Origin of the sequence: Pseudomonas sp. IT-P395 (assembly GCF_949767675.1) — a bacterium.
Classification (GTDB): Bacteria; Pseudomonadota; Gammaproteobacteria; order Pseudomonadales; family Pseudomonadaceae; genus Aquipseudomonas.
The window spans coordinates 91,457-105,031 of the sequence record NZ_CATKPW010000033.1; the positions used below are offsets into that span (position 1 = coordinate 91,457).

At 60.5% G+C, this 13,575-nt stretch carries 19 protein-coding genes; all 19 read right to left on the reverse strand.

Annotation, left to right across the window (positions count from 1 at the left end; genetic code table 11):
• Positions 1-2: 2 nt before the first annotated feature.
• The 19 genes from recX to ACM6IN_RS19190 all read right to left on the reverse strand — a co-directional run bounded on the left by recX (position 3) and on the right by ACM6IN_RS19190 (position 13,547).
• Positions 3-473 carry a recombination regulator RecX gene (gene recX, locus ACM6IN_RS19100; RefSeq protein WP_007908744.1) on the reverse strand — a complete coding sequence of 157 codons (471 nt, stop codon included), beginning with the start codon at positions 471-473 and terminating at the stop codon, positions 3-5.
• Positions 474-481: 8 nt separating this feature from the next.
• A complete protein-coding gene (gene recA, locus ACM6IN_RS19105) occupies positions 482-1,537 on the reverse strand; it encodes a recombinase RecA (protein WP_007908746.1) in 1,056 nt (351 codons plus the stop codon).
• Between the two features lie 83 nt (positions 1,538-1,620).
• Positions 1,621-2,121: a CinA family protein gene (locus tag ACM6IN_RS19110; RefSeq protein ID WP_137217552.1), complete on the reverse strand. Its 501-nt coding sequence runs from the start codon at positions 2,119-2,121 to the stop codon at positions 1,621-1,623.
• 67 nt (positions 2,122-2,188) lie between these two features.
• Positions 2,189-2,707, reverse strand: coding sequence for a lysis system i-spanin subunit Rz (locus ACM6IN_RS19115; protein ID WP_007908749.1), 519 nt, complete (start codon positions 2,705-2,707; stop codon positions 2,189-2,191).
• Positions 2,686-3,252, reverse strand: a complete 567-nt coding sequence (locus ACM6IN_RS19120) for a glycoside hydrolase family 19 protein (RefSeq protein WP_007908750.1) — start codon at positions 3,250-3,252, stop codon at positions 2,686-2,688. The genes ACM6IN_RS19115 and ACM6IN_RS19120 overlap by 22 nt, the downstream gene beginning before the upstream one ends.
• A 36-nt stretch (positions 3,253-3,288) precedes the next feature.
• Positions 3,289-3,543, reverse strand: coding sequence for a hypothetical protein (locus tag ACM6IN_RS19125; protein WP_108225240.1), 255 nt, complete (start codon positions 3,541-3,543; stop codon positions 3,289-3,291).
• Entirely contained in the window at positions 3,543-4,703 is a 1,161-nt protein-coding gene (locus ACM6IN_RS19130; RefSeq protein ID WP_414916532.1) for a hypothetical protein, read from the reverse strand. The genes ACM6IN_RS19125 and ACM6IN_RS19130 overlap by 1 nt, the downstream gene beginning before the upstream one ends.
• Before the next feature lie 17 nt (positions 4,704-4,720).
• Positions 4,721-5,155: a phage tail assembly chaperone gene (locus tag ACM6IN_RS19135; RefSeq protein ID WP_034154925.1), complete on the reverse strand. Its 435-nt coding sequence runs from the start codon at positions 5,153-5,155 to the stop codon at positions 4,721-4,723.
• 2 nt (positions 5,156-5,157) lie between these two features.
• Positions 5,158-6,084, reverse strand: coding sequence for a phage tail protein (locus ACM6IN_RS19140; RefSeq protein ID WP_414916533.1), 927 nt, complete (start codon positions 6,082-6,084; stop codon positions 5,158-5,160).
• Positions 6,085-6,124: 40 nt separating this feature from the next.
• Positions 6,125-6,592: a phage tail assembly chaperone gene (locus ACM6IN_RS19145; protein WP_414916534.1), complete on the reverse strand. Its 468-nt coding sequence runs from the start codon at positions 6,590-6,592 to the stop codon at positions 6,125-6,127.
• Complete coding sequence (locus ACM6IN_RS19150) at positions 6,592-7,518, reverse strand: hypothetical protein (RefSeq protein ID WP_414916535.1); 927 nt, start codon at positions 7,516-7,518, stop codon at positions 6,592-6,594. Before ACM6IN_RS19150 ends, ACM6IN_RS19145 begins: the two co-directional genes overlap by 1 nt.
• A 22-nt stretch (positions 7,519-7,540) precedes the next feature.
• Positions 7,541-8,107, reverse strand: coding sequence for a tail fiber assembly protein (locus ACM6IN_RS19155; protein ID WP_414916536.1), 567 nt, complete (start codon positions 8,105-8,107; stop codon positions 7,541-7,543).
• 7 nt (positions 8,108-8,114) lie between these two features.
• The gene (locus ACM6IN_RS19160) at positions 8,115-9,194 is read right to left on the reverse strand and encodes a phage tail protein (protein WP_320335695.1); all 1,080 of its coding nucleotides are present in this window, start codon (positions 9,192-9,194) and stop codon (positions 8,115-8,117) included.
• Positions 9,195-9,333: 139 nt separating this feature from the next.
• Positions 9,334-9,849 (reverse strand): phage tail protein, encoded by a 516-nt coding sequence (locus ACM6IN_RS19165; protein WP_414916537.1) that lies wholly within the window; start codon positions 9,847-9,849, stop codon positions 9,334-9,336.
• Positions 9,846-11,003, reverse strand: a complete 1,158-nt coding sequence (locus ACM6IN_RS19170; RefSeq protein ID WP_007908767.1) for a hypothetical protein — start codon at positions 11,001-11,003, stop codon at positions 9,846-9,848. Before ACM6IN_RS19170 ends, ACM6IN_RS19165 begins: the two co-directional genes overlap by 4 nt.
• 13 nt (positions 11,004-11,016) lie before the next feature.
• Complete coding sequence (locus tag ACM6IN_RS19175; RefSeq protein ID WP_007908769.1) at positions 11,017-11,616, reverse strand: YmfQ family protein; 600 nt, start codon at positions 11,614-11,616, stop codon at positions 11,017-11,019.
• Positions 11,604-12,650 (reverse strand): baseplate J/gp47 family protein, encoded by a 1,047-nt coding sequence (locus tag ACM6IN_RS19180; RefSeq protein WP_007908770.1) that lies wholly within the window; start codon positions 12,648-12,650, stop codon positions 11,604-11,606. The genes ACM6IN_RS19175 and ACM6IN_RS19180 overlap by 13 nt, the downstream gene beginning before the upstream one ends.
• Positions 12,640-13,038, reverse strand: coding sequence for a phage GP46 family protein (locus ACM6IN_RS19185; protein WP_093436478.1), 399 nt, complete (start codon positions 13,036-13,038; stop codon positions 12,640-12,642). The genes ACM6IN_RS19180 and ACM6IN_RS19185 overlap by 11 nt, the downstream gene beginning before the upstream one ends.
• A complete protein-coding gene (locus ACM6IN_RS19190) occupies positions 13,038-13,547 on the reverse strand; it encodes a phage baseplate assembly protein V (RefSeq protein ID WP_007908773.1) in 510 nt (169 codons plus the stop codon). The genes ACM6IN_RS19185 and ACM6IN_RS19190 overlap by 1 nt, the downstream gene beginning before the upstream one ends.
• Between the last annotated feature and the right edge of the window lie 28 nt (positions 13,548-13,575).

The window sequence follows — 13,575 nt, forward strand, 5'->3', positions numbered from 1 at the left end:
GTTTAATCGTCCATGCCGCGACCGCTGAACAAGCGGTTGATCATCTCCATCGAGAACCCCCGATACGCCAGAAACCGGCCTTGCTTGGCCCGCTCTTTCGCATCAATCGGCAAATGTCCGGAGAACTTGCGTTGCCACGTTTCCTGCAGTTGCTCCTGCCAACTGATACCGCTTTCGCGCAGGGCGAGTTCGATATCGGCGCGCTGCAAACCGCGCTGGCTCAGTTCCTCACGAATCCGCAGAGGGCCATAGCCGGAGCGGGCGCGGTAGGAAACAAAGCTTTCAAGGTAACGGGCTTCGGAAAGCAGCCCCTCTTCCGTCAAACGGTCGAGGGCTGTTTCGATCATCTCCGCTTCAGCGCCGCGCTGACGCAGTTTGCGCGTCAGCTCGACTCGACCGTGCTCGCGGCGTGCGAGCAGGTCCATGGCGGTTCGCCGCACAGCGACGAGGGTATCGAGTACGGCGGTGGTCATCGCTGCAATCAGATATCAGCGTCGGCCAGGTCGTCTTCAGTCTCTTTGACTGCAGAAGCCTTGGAATCGATCACTGCAGGCGTCAGCAGTTTGTCACGCAGTTGCTTCTCGAGCTTCGCCGCGATTTCCGGGTTGTCTGCCAGGAACTTGGCCGAGTTGGCCTTGCCCTGACCGATCTTGGTGCCTTCATAGGCATACCAGGCGCCGGACTTCTCGACGAAACCGTGGAGCACGCCCAAGTCGATCATCTCGCCGTTGAGGTAGATGCCTTTGCCGTAAAGAATCTGGAACTCGGCCTGACGGAACGGCGAAGCGACCTTGTTCTTCACAACCTTGACGCGGGTTTCGCTGCCGACCACTTCGTCGCCTTCCTTCACCGCGCCGGTACGGCGGATGTCGAGACGGACCGAAGCATAGAACTTCAGCGCGTTACCACCGGTGGTGGTTTCCGGGCTACCGAACATCACGCCGATCTTCATACGAATCTGGTTGATGAAGATCACCAGGCAGTTGGCGTTCTTGATGTTACCGGTGATTTTACGCAGCGCCTGGGACATCAGACGGGCTTGCAGGCCCACGTGCATGTCACCCATTTCGCCTTCGATTTCAGCCTTCGGTACCAGGGCTGCCACGGAGTCGACGATGATCACGTCAACGGCGTTGGAGCGCACCAGCATGTCGGTGATTTCCAGCGCCTGTTCGCCGGTGTCCGGCTGCGACACCAGCAGGTCGTCGACGTTGACGCCCAGCTTGCCGGCGTACTCAGGGTCGAGGGCGTGTTCGGCGTCGACGAATGCGCAGGTCGCGCCGGCTTTTTGAGCCTGGGCGATCACGGACAAGGTCAGTGTGGTTTTACCGGAGGATTCAGGACCGTAGATTTCAACGATACGGCCTTTTGGCAGGCCGCCAATGCCGAGCGCGATGTCCAGACCCAGAGAGCCAGTCGAGATAGCCGGGATCGCCTGACGGTCTTGATCGCCCATACGCATCACGGCACCCTTGCCGAATTGACGTTCGATCTGACCCAGGGCCGCAGCCAAGGCTTTCTTCTTGTTGTCGTCCATTAAAGTCCTCACGTAATCAATAAGGCCTGACGGCCAACACCTGTATAAGTAGCCAGTATTATTCCACAGCGTTCGCGGATCGCCTACCCCTGATTTTCGATTTCTCGTGCCGCTAGTCGCAGGAGCCCCTCTAGCGCGGCCTTCACCGTTTGTCGGCGGACGTCATCGCGGTTGCCGGGGAAGTGCTGAACCTCACTGGTGACCGTTTCGCCAACACCCCAGGCCAGCCACACAGTGCCCACCGGTTTGTTCGGTGAACCACCGTCCGGCCCGGCCACCCCGCTGACCGCCACGGCAAATCGCGCCAGGCTTTTGTCCTGCGCACCACGCACCATCGCTTCAACCACCTCGCGACTGACCGCGCCCACCGTTTCGAACAACTCGGTTGGCACATTCAACTGCTGGGTTTTCTGTCGATTGGAATACGTGACGTAGCCCGCCTCGAACCACGCCGAACTGCCCGGGATCCGCGTGATGGCTTCGGCGATCCCGCCACCGGTACAGGACTCAGCGGTGGTGACGTGGGCATTGAGCAGTTGCAGACGTCGGCCAAGGTCGGCGGCCAGTTGAGTGATCTCTTTCACGGCGTGCTCCGGATCGTGTGGAATGCCTCCACCGTACACGAGCCGGTTGCGCTTTCAATACACAGACTCATTCAAAATGTTCGGGCGCGAGCGCTCTGACATACGCCTGACACGCCTGCAAGGCGATCAGTCCACGGTCGCCGGTGTCGGTGATGGCGATAATTCGTTGAGCATGCGCCGGGTCAAGTCGGGCGCGTACGGTTGCATGATCCACGTTGCCGGCGCCGGCGGTGGCTGGCACGTTGCAGCCTGGGGCAGCGTCGCTGGCGTCGAGAAGGACTGACAGGCGCACATCAGCAGTGGCAAGACGATCGCGCAGGCGATCCTGATCACGTTGGGCATCGCTCAGCGCTCGGTAATGGGTTTGTTCACTGGCCGCGAGCCGCTGCTCCAACGCCAGACGTTTATCCTGCTCGGCCTGCTGCGCTGCAGCGGCGGTCTGCGTCAGTTGATTGAGGGTTTCGGCGTTTAACCGGGCCTGCTCGGCCAATTGCCGTTCGTAGCGCCACCCCTGAAACTGCCAGGCCGCAGCAAAAGCACCAGCGGCCAGCAATAAGATGCCGATCACTCGCCAGGGGATTGGCATAGCACTGCCCTCGCCCGCGCCCAGATTTCCAGGCGATCCTGCAAGCCGTTCAACCCGCCGTTGATTCGCCGGGTGATGGTGTTGAACTGATCGCGATCGGCCAGTTCATTCAAGCCGTTCTGCTCCCAGAACCATGCCGCGGACTCGGCAGCCCATTGTGGCTGTTCGAGCAGTTCGGGCAGGGACAACAGACGTTCATCACCGAACAGGCCAACGCTGCACTGGCGATAGTTGCTGCGACCAGTGATCTGGATCAGTCCGCGACCACGATACTTCTGCCCGTCGCCATCGGCCTCCGGAGTATTGCCCAGACGTAAAGCCAAAGTGCCGGTGTCGTATTTGCTCAGGTATTGGTTGTTGCCAAGTTCCCGCACATAGCGCAGTTGCCCGGACTCGTGCCCGACCTGCGCGAGGAACGCCGCGACGCGTTTGGGCGAGTCGATATGACGGCGCGCCATCGCGCTGTTGAGTGCAGAAACAAAAACGCCCGCTTGGGAGCGGGCGTTCGGCATGATGTCGATAAGGTTGCTTTCAGTTATTTGCATAATGCTTGATCCTCCCTGGATATTGCCCCGATTGAATCATGGTTGGCGGCCAATGCCCGTCAGCCATTTTTTTGCCAGAGTTTTCAGCGTGCTGTCCGGTGCAAGTTCTTCGGGCACGTCGAACACCCAACCGAGGGTACCGAAGTGGGCGGTCCAGTCGATTTGCGGTACCGGAGTGATTTCAGTGATGTCGACCCAGAGCAGATCCGGATGAAACATCTCGGCCATATTTCCGTCGGTGGAGAAGAGTTCGACCACGGTGTTCTGGGTGATGCGTGCGTAGGTTTTCATCAGGTGTACTCGTAGATGATCACGGCACCGGGAGCGCCTGCTGCGCCCGGTCTACCCGGCTGATTGGTTGTGTTAGCGATCCCGCCCGCGCCTGAACCATAACCGGAACCGGGGGCAGCCACACTCAATGCGACGCTACTCGCATAACCACCACTGCCAAGCGGTGAGTTTGCGCCATGCCCGGCAAGTGTTGATCCGGTGAGGCACATCCCTGGATTGCCGGCCGCACCTGCCGAATTGACAATGTTGCCGCCACTTGAGGTTTGGCTGGGAAAACCACCTACATACAAGCCGAATCCAGGAAGCGTGAGCGGAGAATTCCAGGGAGACCCGCCACCACCGGTGGCCGTAACCAATGAACCCAGCGAACTGGTACCGCCACTTCCTCCGCCTGTGCCGACAACCCCCGCCGCGCCCCCAGCCCCCACGGTAATGATTTGGCTTTGCCCGATCGCGGCAGATGATAACCAGGCTTGTGCGTAGCTACCGGAAGCGCCACCGCCTGTAAGGGAAACCTGGGTAGAGTTGGTCGCACCGATTCCCGAGCTGCCACCACCTCCGCCGACGATGGTGACCCATACGTTCTTCATTCCCACTGCTGGCACATAGATGCCGGACGCGGTAAATGTCCTGATCCCCAAGAGCCGGCCACTTGCAGCATTGCCACCACTCGCATACACCCGCACCCAACTATCCAGTGCTGCGCTGTACACCACCGAACACACACTACCGCCGACAATCTCGGCAGGGCGCAACGCACTCGCTGCAAGACTGACCAGCGGCTTGGGCATCAAGCCGTTCGGTGCAAACGTACTCGCCCCGGTATTGGCATTACCGGCAGTAAAGCGCAGCGCCAAGCCGTCCTTCAATGCGGTGACGGCAGGCACATAATTGGCCATGTAGAGATTGGCCGCGCCGATGTCAGTGGCATGTTTGTCTTCACCTGCCTGACTGAGTTTTTTCACCGCTTGCAACAACTGGGTTGCATCGGCTTCGCTCGGCTCAAGGCCGGCGGATTTGACGACGTTCAACAGCTCGTCGGTAACGCTGTTGCCCCAGGTCGCCGGGATCAGGGATCCGGGCAATCCTGCGACGACGTCTTCGTTAACGAATTTGCCATTCACCAGCCCGACGCTGGGAACGCTTTTTGGATAGTCCACATTAAGTCCTCATAGGGTCAGACGGACGACAAGCCTTCAAGCCAATCGGGTTCTACCGGGCGCGAGCGTGTGTCCGGGAAGTCCGGAGCATTGGGCCAGTCCCGCAGTGCCTGCCGATAGGCGAGCAGTTGTTTGATCTCTTCGGCGCGCAGGGTTGTGCCCTCACCCACTTCAAGCTCTTCAGCGTCGCGGAACACCAACCATTGGGTGTTTTGAAGCACCTGGTTGCGCCATGCGCGTTCACGGTTGGCCAGCGCAATCGGGGAATTGAGAGGATCGGTCAACACAGGCTGGCCAGAGTGACTGGCGCTGATGACTTTTCCGGCAGCTTGTCCCGCAAACAGTTCGGCGTATTGCGCCTCGGTGATTTCCACCGCCCCTTCAGGCACTTCGGGAAGTGCGCTGTCGACCCGATCAAAGCCCAGGGTTTGTGCGTAAAAGTAAATAGACATCGTTAATACCCCCAAACCAGAATTCGACCGGAAACGCCTGGTCCCGGTCTTACAGTTGTTCCGTCAGCCACCCTGACGCGTGCAACGGCTACAGAAGTGGATGAGGCGGACGTATCGAACCCCCAGATTGTCCCGGTGCTGGAAACCCAGGCGCCGGGATAAGCCTCGTTGGCCACGCCACCGAGGACTGCAGTAGGAAATCTGATGGGCAGTGACAGACTCATGGTTGCATTGACGTCAGATGCGCCGATCAACCACTGCACGATCAACCCACTGGGAAATTTTTGATAGCCGAATTGAGTGCTTGGATTGAGTTGCGCCGCAAACGCCGAGTACTTCAACGCAGCAGTGCCATAAACCACCCACACCCCAGACTCTCTGACGAAGTTCGCACTCTCACCATTATTGATGACGATCGACGCCAGATAAGCCCCTTGCGGACTGATCTGCGTGCCGGTTTTACTGGCCACCGTGACGGGCGCACTGTTACGGCAATGCAGGCTGATCGTGACGCCGTTCGGCACCGCAGCGGCATCCGGCAGCGTAACGGTGTACGCCGCGTTACCGCCCAGACCGATCGAGCAGCCGACATCAGCCTGAGTCAATTGGGTGGCGGTGGATATACTGCGAGTACTGGCATAACTGCCCAGCGCCCGTTGCACAAACTCGGACGTTGCTGCCGAGCGTCCACCATCAAACTGCGGCGCCGTCGTGAACAATGTCGGGCTGCGCAATGCCGCCAACAACTGATTGTTCGACGACTCGTTCGGCGTCAGACCGGCCGCCTGAACAACGTTAAGAATCTCTTGCGTGACGCTGTTGCCCCACGTCGCCGGGATCAGCGAGCCGGGTTTACCGGCGATCGGGTCTTCGTCGACAAACTGGCCATTGACCAGGCCGACACTGGGCACACTCTTGGGATAATCCAATGTTCATCTCCTTGATTGAAATACAGTGGGTGCGCAGGCCTCAGCCAATCACGCTGGCCAGCCAAAGCGGTGCTGACGGTCGGGAATCCGTTGCGGGAAAAAAAGCCGAATCAGGCCAGTCGCGCAGCGCTTGCCGGTACTCAAGCAGTTCCAGGTATTGCGCAGCCTTGAGTAAGGTTCCGCGCCCCAGTTCCTGCTCATCGCGATGGCGAGTGACCAGCCATTCGGTCGCTGAAAGGGATGCCTGACGCCAGCTGCGTTCCGCTGGGGCAGGCGCTTGGTCTACAGCAACCGGCGCCTGGAGGACCACCCGACTTTGCTGCGCGGGCAGTGGGTCGGCAGCTGTCGGCAACTCACTGATCGGCGCGCCGATTTCGACCGCCTCACCATCCGGCACTCGAACCATCGACTCAACAAAAGATGGAGCAAACAGTTGGCTGATTGCGTAGTCACCGGTGTCGATCCGTTCGACAACCACGCCGTTTTCGATCCGTGCATAAACGGCCATTATTCGTACTCCCAGATTTCGCAAAAGGCATTGCCGCCGGCGCCGCTGACGACGGAAGCGGAAGCATTTGTCGAGCAGGAGCCGCTGCCACCGGAGCCTCGCCCGCCGGAGATGCCATTTCCATTGACGCCTACACGTGTGCCACCACCGTCAAACGGGCTGGCAGCCCCGGCCCCGGAAACCACACCCCAATTGAAGTTGTACATCGCGAACTCACCTGGGGTGCCACGAGCGTTGGCCAAACCACCACCCGTGACGATTTGTCCGCCAGCACCGCCCATGACGAAACCGACCGTCGTTGCTGTCACCGGGAATGAAAGGATTTGCCCGCCGGCACCGCCAGCGGCGCTCATATAGGTGCCGAAGGAAGCGCCGCCCCCGGTCATCCCGGTCGTATTGACTGCAGCGCCGCCAGCTCCCAAAGACACAGGCACGCCAGCCAGCATTTGCGCGGTCACGTCGTAGAGACTCTCCGCATAGGCGCCGGAACCACCGCCACCACCGATTCGGTGATTATTGGCGGGGACGGGCTCACAGCCTCCACCGGAACCACCCGCACCGACCAAGCGCACACGTATGCGTTTCGCTCGGGGATGGGGTTTGTAAAGCGTGATACCGACGGATTCGAACTGCCTGACCGCCAGCAACCGTCCCACTGCATCGGTGATGCCATAGCCGGCCAACGTGGTTGGGGTATTTTTCAGTTTGTTGAAGTCGACCAGTGCACCGATTGCGGTGGCCAGTTGATCGGTTTTGGCTTCATCCGGGGTCAATCCGGCGGCCTTGATTGCGTTGAGAATCTCCTGTGTGACACTGTTGCCCCACACCGCCGGAATCAACGACCCCGGTGTGCCAGCCACCGGGTTTTCATCGACGAAGCCGCCGTTGACCAGCCCCACGCCGGAAATACTTTTTGGATAGTCCATTGCACTGTTCCCTGTGCTGAAGTCACTTGGCTATGGCCGTGCCGGGTGCGACTGGCCAGGTAATTTCATCGGGGAAACCGGCCTGTTTTTCGATACGGTTCAGCTCGACGCTGTAGAGCTTCCACTCGATCAGCAGCAGTTGTTCGTCATGGCTGGCATCGCCGATGTCTTCGGCATATTGCAGGGGCGCGATGCGCAGCACGGCGTCGCGAAGCAACGCGTCGCGTTGAACGAGGCATTGCTGTCTTACGCTCGCCAAGCGAGCCTGCTCATCCAATAGCCAGGCGTTGTCGCGCCAGACATGGAACTCCCCTGGCCACGGCTCTGTTGTAAGGGTGTCAGGCAACTCTCCCAGTTCGGTCCATACTTGCCTGACTCCATCATGTTTGCGGTAAACCACACCACGCCGGTCTGTCAGCTCTCGAGGAACATTGTTAACCAGTGTCCACACTCGCCCGCTTTCGGGCGACGGCAGCTCGAATGAAAGTTGAACGGCATTACTCGGCAGTTGAACACCAAGACCGGGGGTGACATCAAACTCGACAGGGCCGGTCAAACATCCCAGATGATCAGTCAGATAATTAAACATGGGCACCTCAGATAAGTTTGATTCGACCCGGATAGGCAATATTTCGAGGACGCGTGATACCGCCGTGGTTCAGCAAATCAGCATCCGTGATTGGCGTAACCGGCACTGAAGGCGTGATGTATTTGACGGTGGCGCCCGCGTAATCGACGTAGTTGCCCATATCGAAACCCAGCTGGGCTTTCTGGGTACTGATGTGGGTCGCAAACAGAATATTGTCGCCAATACCATTGTCGCCCTGAACTAAAGAGCCTTTTTGCCAGGATCCCGCCGCACGACCGGAATCGACCAAACCGCCTTCGGCCAGAACGCGCAAAAATTCACCACGGGCTTCTGGCAGGCGAAAAGTGGTGGCGCCGTCTCCAGGCGTCCACGCACCGCCTCGATCCGCCTCGGAACGCAACATGCCTGACTGCTGCGCGTGATCCCAGAGCCAAGGCCATTCCGAGCGATTCAGTAAAGAACCATTCAGCGCGGCATAGCCACCGGGCAGTACAGCCAGTGTGGTTTCAAAGGCTATGTAGCCGAGTGAGGATCCATCCAGACGACCGACCGGCCACCAATTGCCCGCTGCATCGCTGCGTAAATGCCACCAGTCACCGGCGCCCATCAACACGAGAAACGGATAGCCCGCAGCATTCAAATGGGTGTGAAACCTAATCACATCGCCTGTTGAACTTCTCACAACCAAGCGGTTACCGCTGTTATCGACACGCCGCACAATGATGTCGCGCACCCCAAGGCTGGTATTGGCCGGCGGCAGACTGACGTTCAGTGCACCGGCCCCGGCATCGATCAGAACCAGGCCCAGCTCTTCAATGGCCAATGACCTGGACGTGCCAACCCGAGTAATGACCGAACGCATCGGACTAGCGCTGCCAACAATCGACTGAATCGCCTTGAACAACTGCCCGGTATCCGCCTCGGAAGCCACCAACCCACCACCAGTAATCACACTCAGAATCTCCTGAGTGACACTGTTGCCCCACACCGCCGGAATCAACGACCCCGGCGTACCCGCCACCGGGTTTTCATCGACGAAGCGGCCATCGACCAGGCCGACGCTGGGGACGCTTTTTGGATAATCCATAGGTTGCTCGTTCCTTTGAAATGACAAATGACCGGCGTCGACACAGCTTTTTCTGCGCGCCTGTCCACGGTCCGTTTTCTGAAAATAAAAAGCCCACAACGAAGTGGGCCTGGGTGACGCTGAACGGAGGCTTTTCGGCTTAGTTGGAAAGGCCGCTGGCCAGCTCGCGAATGGCGACCAAAGCTTCCTCACCCGCGCTGCGCGCCAGATCCATGTTGCCCTTGGCGGCCTGTGCGCGAATTTGCGCTTTGGCTTTCAGGCGCAGCGTACGCAGCGCCAGCAGATGGTCGGTCAGTTGATGGGCCTTGCTCAGAATCTGCTCGGCGGCCTGTTTGGCCGTGCGCCCTTTGACAACCCACGCGGCGACTGACAGCGGCACTTCCTTTTTCGGGTAACCGGCGTCCTGATAAGCCTGCGCGTCAGCGGCGGCCTGGGCGTACTCCAAGGCTTTGAGGGGGTCGCCGGCCAGCGCGGTGCGGATGTTGTCGGCGGTGGCGTCGACTTTGGTACACAGACGTTCAGTTTCCTGCTCGTTCAGCACAGCCTGCTTATCGCCGTTCACGACCCACTTCTCACCGTCCCAGTCATGGGCGGCAGAAGGTTGAGGAAGGCGCATTTCGCCGTCGAACTGATGAAGTTCCTGAATCACGATCATCGAATAAGCTCCCACGACAGTTGGACGTTCACGGCGTCTGCAAAGTTGATCGCAATCCCGACGCTGTAGTCGGTGACAGGGTGGCTCTTGATGCCCATGCTGAGTAACAGCTCATCACTGTCGGCGTTCGACTGACCAAGGTTGTGTTCTGCCTGATAGCACTGCCACAACGAGCGCAGATTGGCATGGTCGAAACTGGCGGCCAGGGTTGAAACCGTCACGTCGTTAACGATGTTGTTGGTAAACAACACACAAGGGGAAACCGTTGCCGGGTTCCAGCCCCCGGGGTTGTTGGAACTTCCCGCAATAATGGGCGACAGGAAGCAATAGTTACCGCCCGCCCATCCCGTTGACGGAAAGGCAACCGACGTCACTGCCGTCGAGGACGGCGTTGGATTGCCGGCAACCAATCGGGCAGAACGTGCGTGCGGATCCAGCGGCAGGAAAATCGCGCCGGTCCCGTTGACGGTCTGGGTCCAGGTCAAGCGGGCACGATTGTAAATCGTTCGCACCGTCGGCACCGAACCCGGTGCGCCGGTCACGACCCAGGCCAGGCACATGTCCAGTGCCGTTGACTGGAACCCACCACCGGCGGCACCGTTTACCGTTCCTTTCAACGACTCGGGCGTCACGTCATGAATGTTGCCACGCTGCACGTAGAACGTCAGCGCACCACCGGAAACTTGCGCGCGCAGAAAGTAGTGGCTGCTGGGCAACAGATCCACGCTGCTCCAGGCCGATGTCACAAAAGTGCGCGAGCGGCCCAACTGGCCATTCACCACTTCCTGCCCCAGGCTGATAAACGTACCCGCCGCGATCGAAACCTTGCCACCGCTGGTAGCGGCAGCTGCCGGGCTGACCGTCAGCCGGCCATCGGCAGTGGCTACCGTTGGTAGCGGCAACGCCACCAGTGGCAACGCCAGATCCTGATTCCAGCCCTTGGCCGTCACCGATTGAATCGCCTGCAACAACTGATCGTATTTCTTCTCGTCCGGGGTCAACCCCCCGGCATTGATCACGTTGATGATTTCCTGCGTAACCCCATTCCCCCAGTCCGCCGGAATCAGCGATCCCGGGGTTCCGGTCATCGGGTTCTCATCGACAAACTTCCCGTTCACCAAGCCGGCGCTGGGAACACTGTTCGGATAATCCATGGCTCATGCCTCCCTAGTCATAATTGATGTGCACCTTGGTGTGCGCCGGGGCGCTGCGGTGGATCAGGCATTCCAGCGCCGAGCCCGGGTTGACGCCAAAACGCTCGCCCCAGTAGCTCGCGCCGTAACGCCGGCCGAGCAGCAAGCGGCCGCCGGTGTTGAGCGTCCACATGAACTGCGCTTCCCACGTGCCCCAATGCGCCGAGCCAAAACGCGAGCGGCCCATGCGTGGGGCTTCGAGTTCGGTGATGGTCGCGTTGGGGTAGCCCTGGCTTTTGGCGATGTCGAGGTAGTAACCGACAGCCTGGCTGCCGACCGCGAGCAAGCGCCGGCGTACGGCGAGGCGGCGGTCGTCGAACAGCGGCGTGGCGCCCAGGCACGGGTCGGGCAGGTTCATCACCTGCTCCCAGTCCGGCACCAGTTCGCTGACGCCGGCCGGGTCCATCTCGTTGAGCAGGTCGGCGGCGCGGGCATCGAGGCGGGCCAGTTCGACGGCGACGCCTTGCAGCACTTCTTCGAGTTCCGGCACACGCTCCGGGTCCCACGCCGGGCCACTGGGCAGCAAGGCGCGCAGTTGCGCCTGATATTGCGCGGCGGTTCTTATGCCCCCCATACGCAACCTCCGAAGGTGAGCAGTTCGCTTTGCCCGGCAGGCACGTCAGCGGCCGGCGCGGTCAGGGTGTGATCGTACTCACCACCGGCGCTGCTGATGGCTTCGCGGATATGGCTGATCAGCAGCGGCACACCCAGGTCGGCCTCGCGGTTGTGCAGGTCGCGCAACTGCGCTTCAACGGCGGCGCGCACAGCGGTGGTGTCCGGATTGACGCTCTTGAAGCGATACACCACCGGCACTTGAATCGGCCGCTGTACGTGCACTTCCGCAGTCACCGGACGCAGCGGTTCGATGTACGCCTGAACCTCCGCCAATTGCTCATCGTTGGGCACCGGTTGCGGGTCTTCATCACGCATGATGAACACCGTCACCGTGCCTGGCCCGAGCAGGCCACCACGACACCAGGCGCGCGTTACGCCCGGCACTTCCAGCGCCCAGGTCTCGTAATCACTGGCCGAGCCGCCATGGGGAATCACGCGGTAGGAACGAATCACCCGCGAGCGCAGCGATTCCAGACTTTCCCGTGCCACGCCGCCGCTGAGCCCCGGCGCCAGCACGACAAAACTGGTGCCGACCACACCGGTAATTGGCTGCACCGGTGTCAGCGCCAGACCGGCGTCGGCATTACCGAGGCTGCCGGCATCCAGCGCGGCGATGGTAGTGGTGTTGCTGCCGTTGACCGTGGTGCGCGCGGCGGTGACTTTGTAGGTGCGACCGTCGTTCGATTGCAGCAACGTGTCGACGTCCAGCACTGCACCGGCAGTGGCGGTAAAACTGACGCTGCCGCTGGCGACTTGCGCGGGTTTGCGCGGTTGATTCAGACGCAGTGCGGCGATGCGCTCCAGGGTCGATTCATCGGCCTTGTCCGGCAGGATCTGCTCGGCAATCCAGTCGAGATAACCGTACAGACCATAAGCCGCGCCACCGAGGGTACGGGCCAGCACTTGCGCATCGGACTGGCGCAGCGAATCGCCGGCCAGGTCGCTTTGGGTGCGCTTGATCAGCACCGGCAGCGAAGGGGTTTCAAACGGCATAGATCACCTGCCAACTGTTATCGGGGTTGATGTCCAGACGTTCGCCGTCAGCCAGGGTCAGGACCGTGCGCAGGTTCAGGCGCTGGGCGTCGAGGCGTTCGCTGATGATGTCGATGGCGCTGCAGTGGCCGTCGTCGATCAGCCATTGCAAGGCTTCGCGGGCATAGAACTCGGCGTCCATCTGCGTTTGTCGGGTCAGCTTGACCCGGCGCAACAGCCACAGCCGCGAGCCGATGCGGTCGTCGGCAACGGTGGGAAACGTGTCGCCCCACCAGCCGAAACGCTCTTCGTCGTCAAGGGCGTCGTCATCGGCGGCGCGGCGCCAGGTGAACAGGCTGATGAGCACGGCGCGGGTCAGCGCGGCGTGGAGGTTTGGGCTGATCAGCATCACTTGCCTCCTGCCGGCGCGCCGGTCTGGCCGTTGCCGGCCTGTACGCCGACATGCACGTGGTTGATCTGGCTGATGCCACCGGCGAGCTGATCGCCGCTGGAGACGATCTTGCCGGTCTGATTGATCACTGGCGTATCGAAGTTCACCGCGCTGCTGGCGCGGATGTTCAGCGTGGCGGTTTCGATATCGATGATCCGCCCGCGCTTGAAATGAATCTTGTCGCCCTCGTCGGTGTAGATCGCCACTTCACCAGCGGCCAGCGCTTGCAAGCGATAGCGGCGGTCGGCGATGACCAGGGCGATGGCATGGGATCGGTCACCGCCGATGAAGGTGACGACGCCCTCGGCGCCGGCCAGCGGATGGCTGGTGAAGCCGTAGGGTTCGAAATGTTCCATGTCGTCGTTCACTTCACCGGCGGTGAGGCGCATTTGCAGCGATTGCAGCTTGGATGCCGAATTGGCGAGCACGACAGTGCCGCGCGCCAGCAGGCGTGTCAGTAGGCTCATGCTTGGTTCCTGTAAGAAACGGGCCGAG

Bases quoted from the DNA above. Each gene is read 5' to 3' on its own strand.
- recX (WP_007908744.1), bottom strand. From the start codon at position 473: ATGACCACCGCCGTACTCGATACCCTCGTCGCTGTGCGGCGAACCGCC.
- recA (WP_007908746.1), bottom strand. From the start codon at position 1,537: ATGGACGACAACAAGAAGAAAGCCTTGGCTGCGGCCCTGGGTCAGATC.
- ACM6IN_RS19115 (WP_007908749.1), bottom strand. From the start codon at position 2,707: ATGCCAATCCCCTGGCGAGTGATCGGCATCTTATTGCTGGCCGCTGGT.
- ACM6IN_RS19120 (WP_007908750.1), bottom strand. From the start codon at position 3,252: ATGCAAATAACTGAAAGCAACCTTATCGACATCATGCCGAACGCCCGC.
- ACM6IN_RS19125 (WP_108225240.1), bottom strand. From the start codon at position 3,543: ATGAAAACCTACGCACGCATCACCCAGAACACCGTGGTCGAACTCTTC.
- ACM6IN_RS19135 (WP_034154925.1), bottom strand. From the start codon at position 5,155: ATGTCTATTTACTTTTACGCACAAACCCTGGGCTTTGATCGGGTCGAC.
- ACM6IN_RS19145 (WP_414916534.1), bottom strand. From the start codon at position 6,592: ATGGCCGTTTATGCACGGATCGAAAACGGCGTGGTTGTCGAACGGATC.
- ACM6IN_RS19150 (WP_414916535.1), bottom strand. From the start codon at position 7,518: ATGGACTATCCAAAAAGTATTTCCGGCGTGGGGCTGGTCAACGGCGGC.
- ACM6IN_RS19155 (WP_414916536.1), bottom strand. From the start codon at position 8,107: ATGTTTAATTATCTGACTGATCATCTGGGATGTTTGACCGGCCCTGTC.
- ACM6IN_RS19160 (WP_320335695.1), bottom strand. From the start codon at position 9,194: ATGGATTATCCAAAAAGCGTCCCCAGCGTCGGCCTGGTCGATGGCCGC.
- ACM6IN_RS19165 (WP_414916537.1), bottom strand. From the start codon at position 9,849: ATGATCGTGATTCAGGAACTTCATCAGTTCGACGGCGAAATGCGCCTT.
- ACM6IN_RS19170 (WP_007908767.1), bottom strand. From the start codon at position 11,003: ATGGATTATCCGAACAGTGTTCCCAGCGCCGGCTTGGTGAACGGGAAG.
- ACM6IN_RS19175 (WP_007908769.1), bottom strand. From the start codon at position 11,616: ATGGGGGGCATAAGAACCGCCGCGCAATATCAGGCGCAACTGCGCGCC.
- ACM6IN_RS19180 (WP_007908770.1), bottom strand. From the start codon at position 12,650: ATGCCGTTTGAAACCCCTTCGCTGCCGGTGCTGATCAAGCGCACCCAA.
- ACM6IN_RS19185 (WP_093436478.1), bottom strand. From the start codon at position 13,038: ATGCTGATCAGCCCAAACCTCCACGCCGCGCTGACCCGCGCCGTGCTC.
- ACM6IN_RS19190 (WP_007908773.1), bottom strand. From the start codon at position 13,547: ATGAGCCTACTGACACGCCTGCTGGCGCGCGGCACTGTCGTGCTCGCC.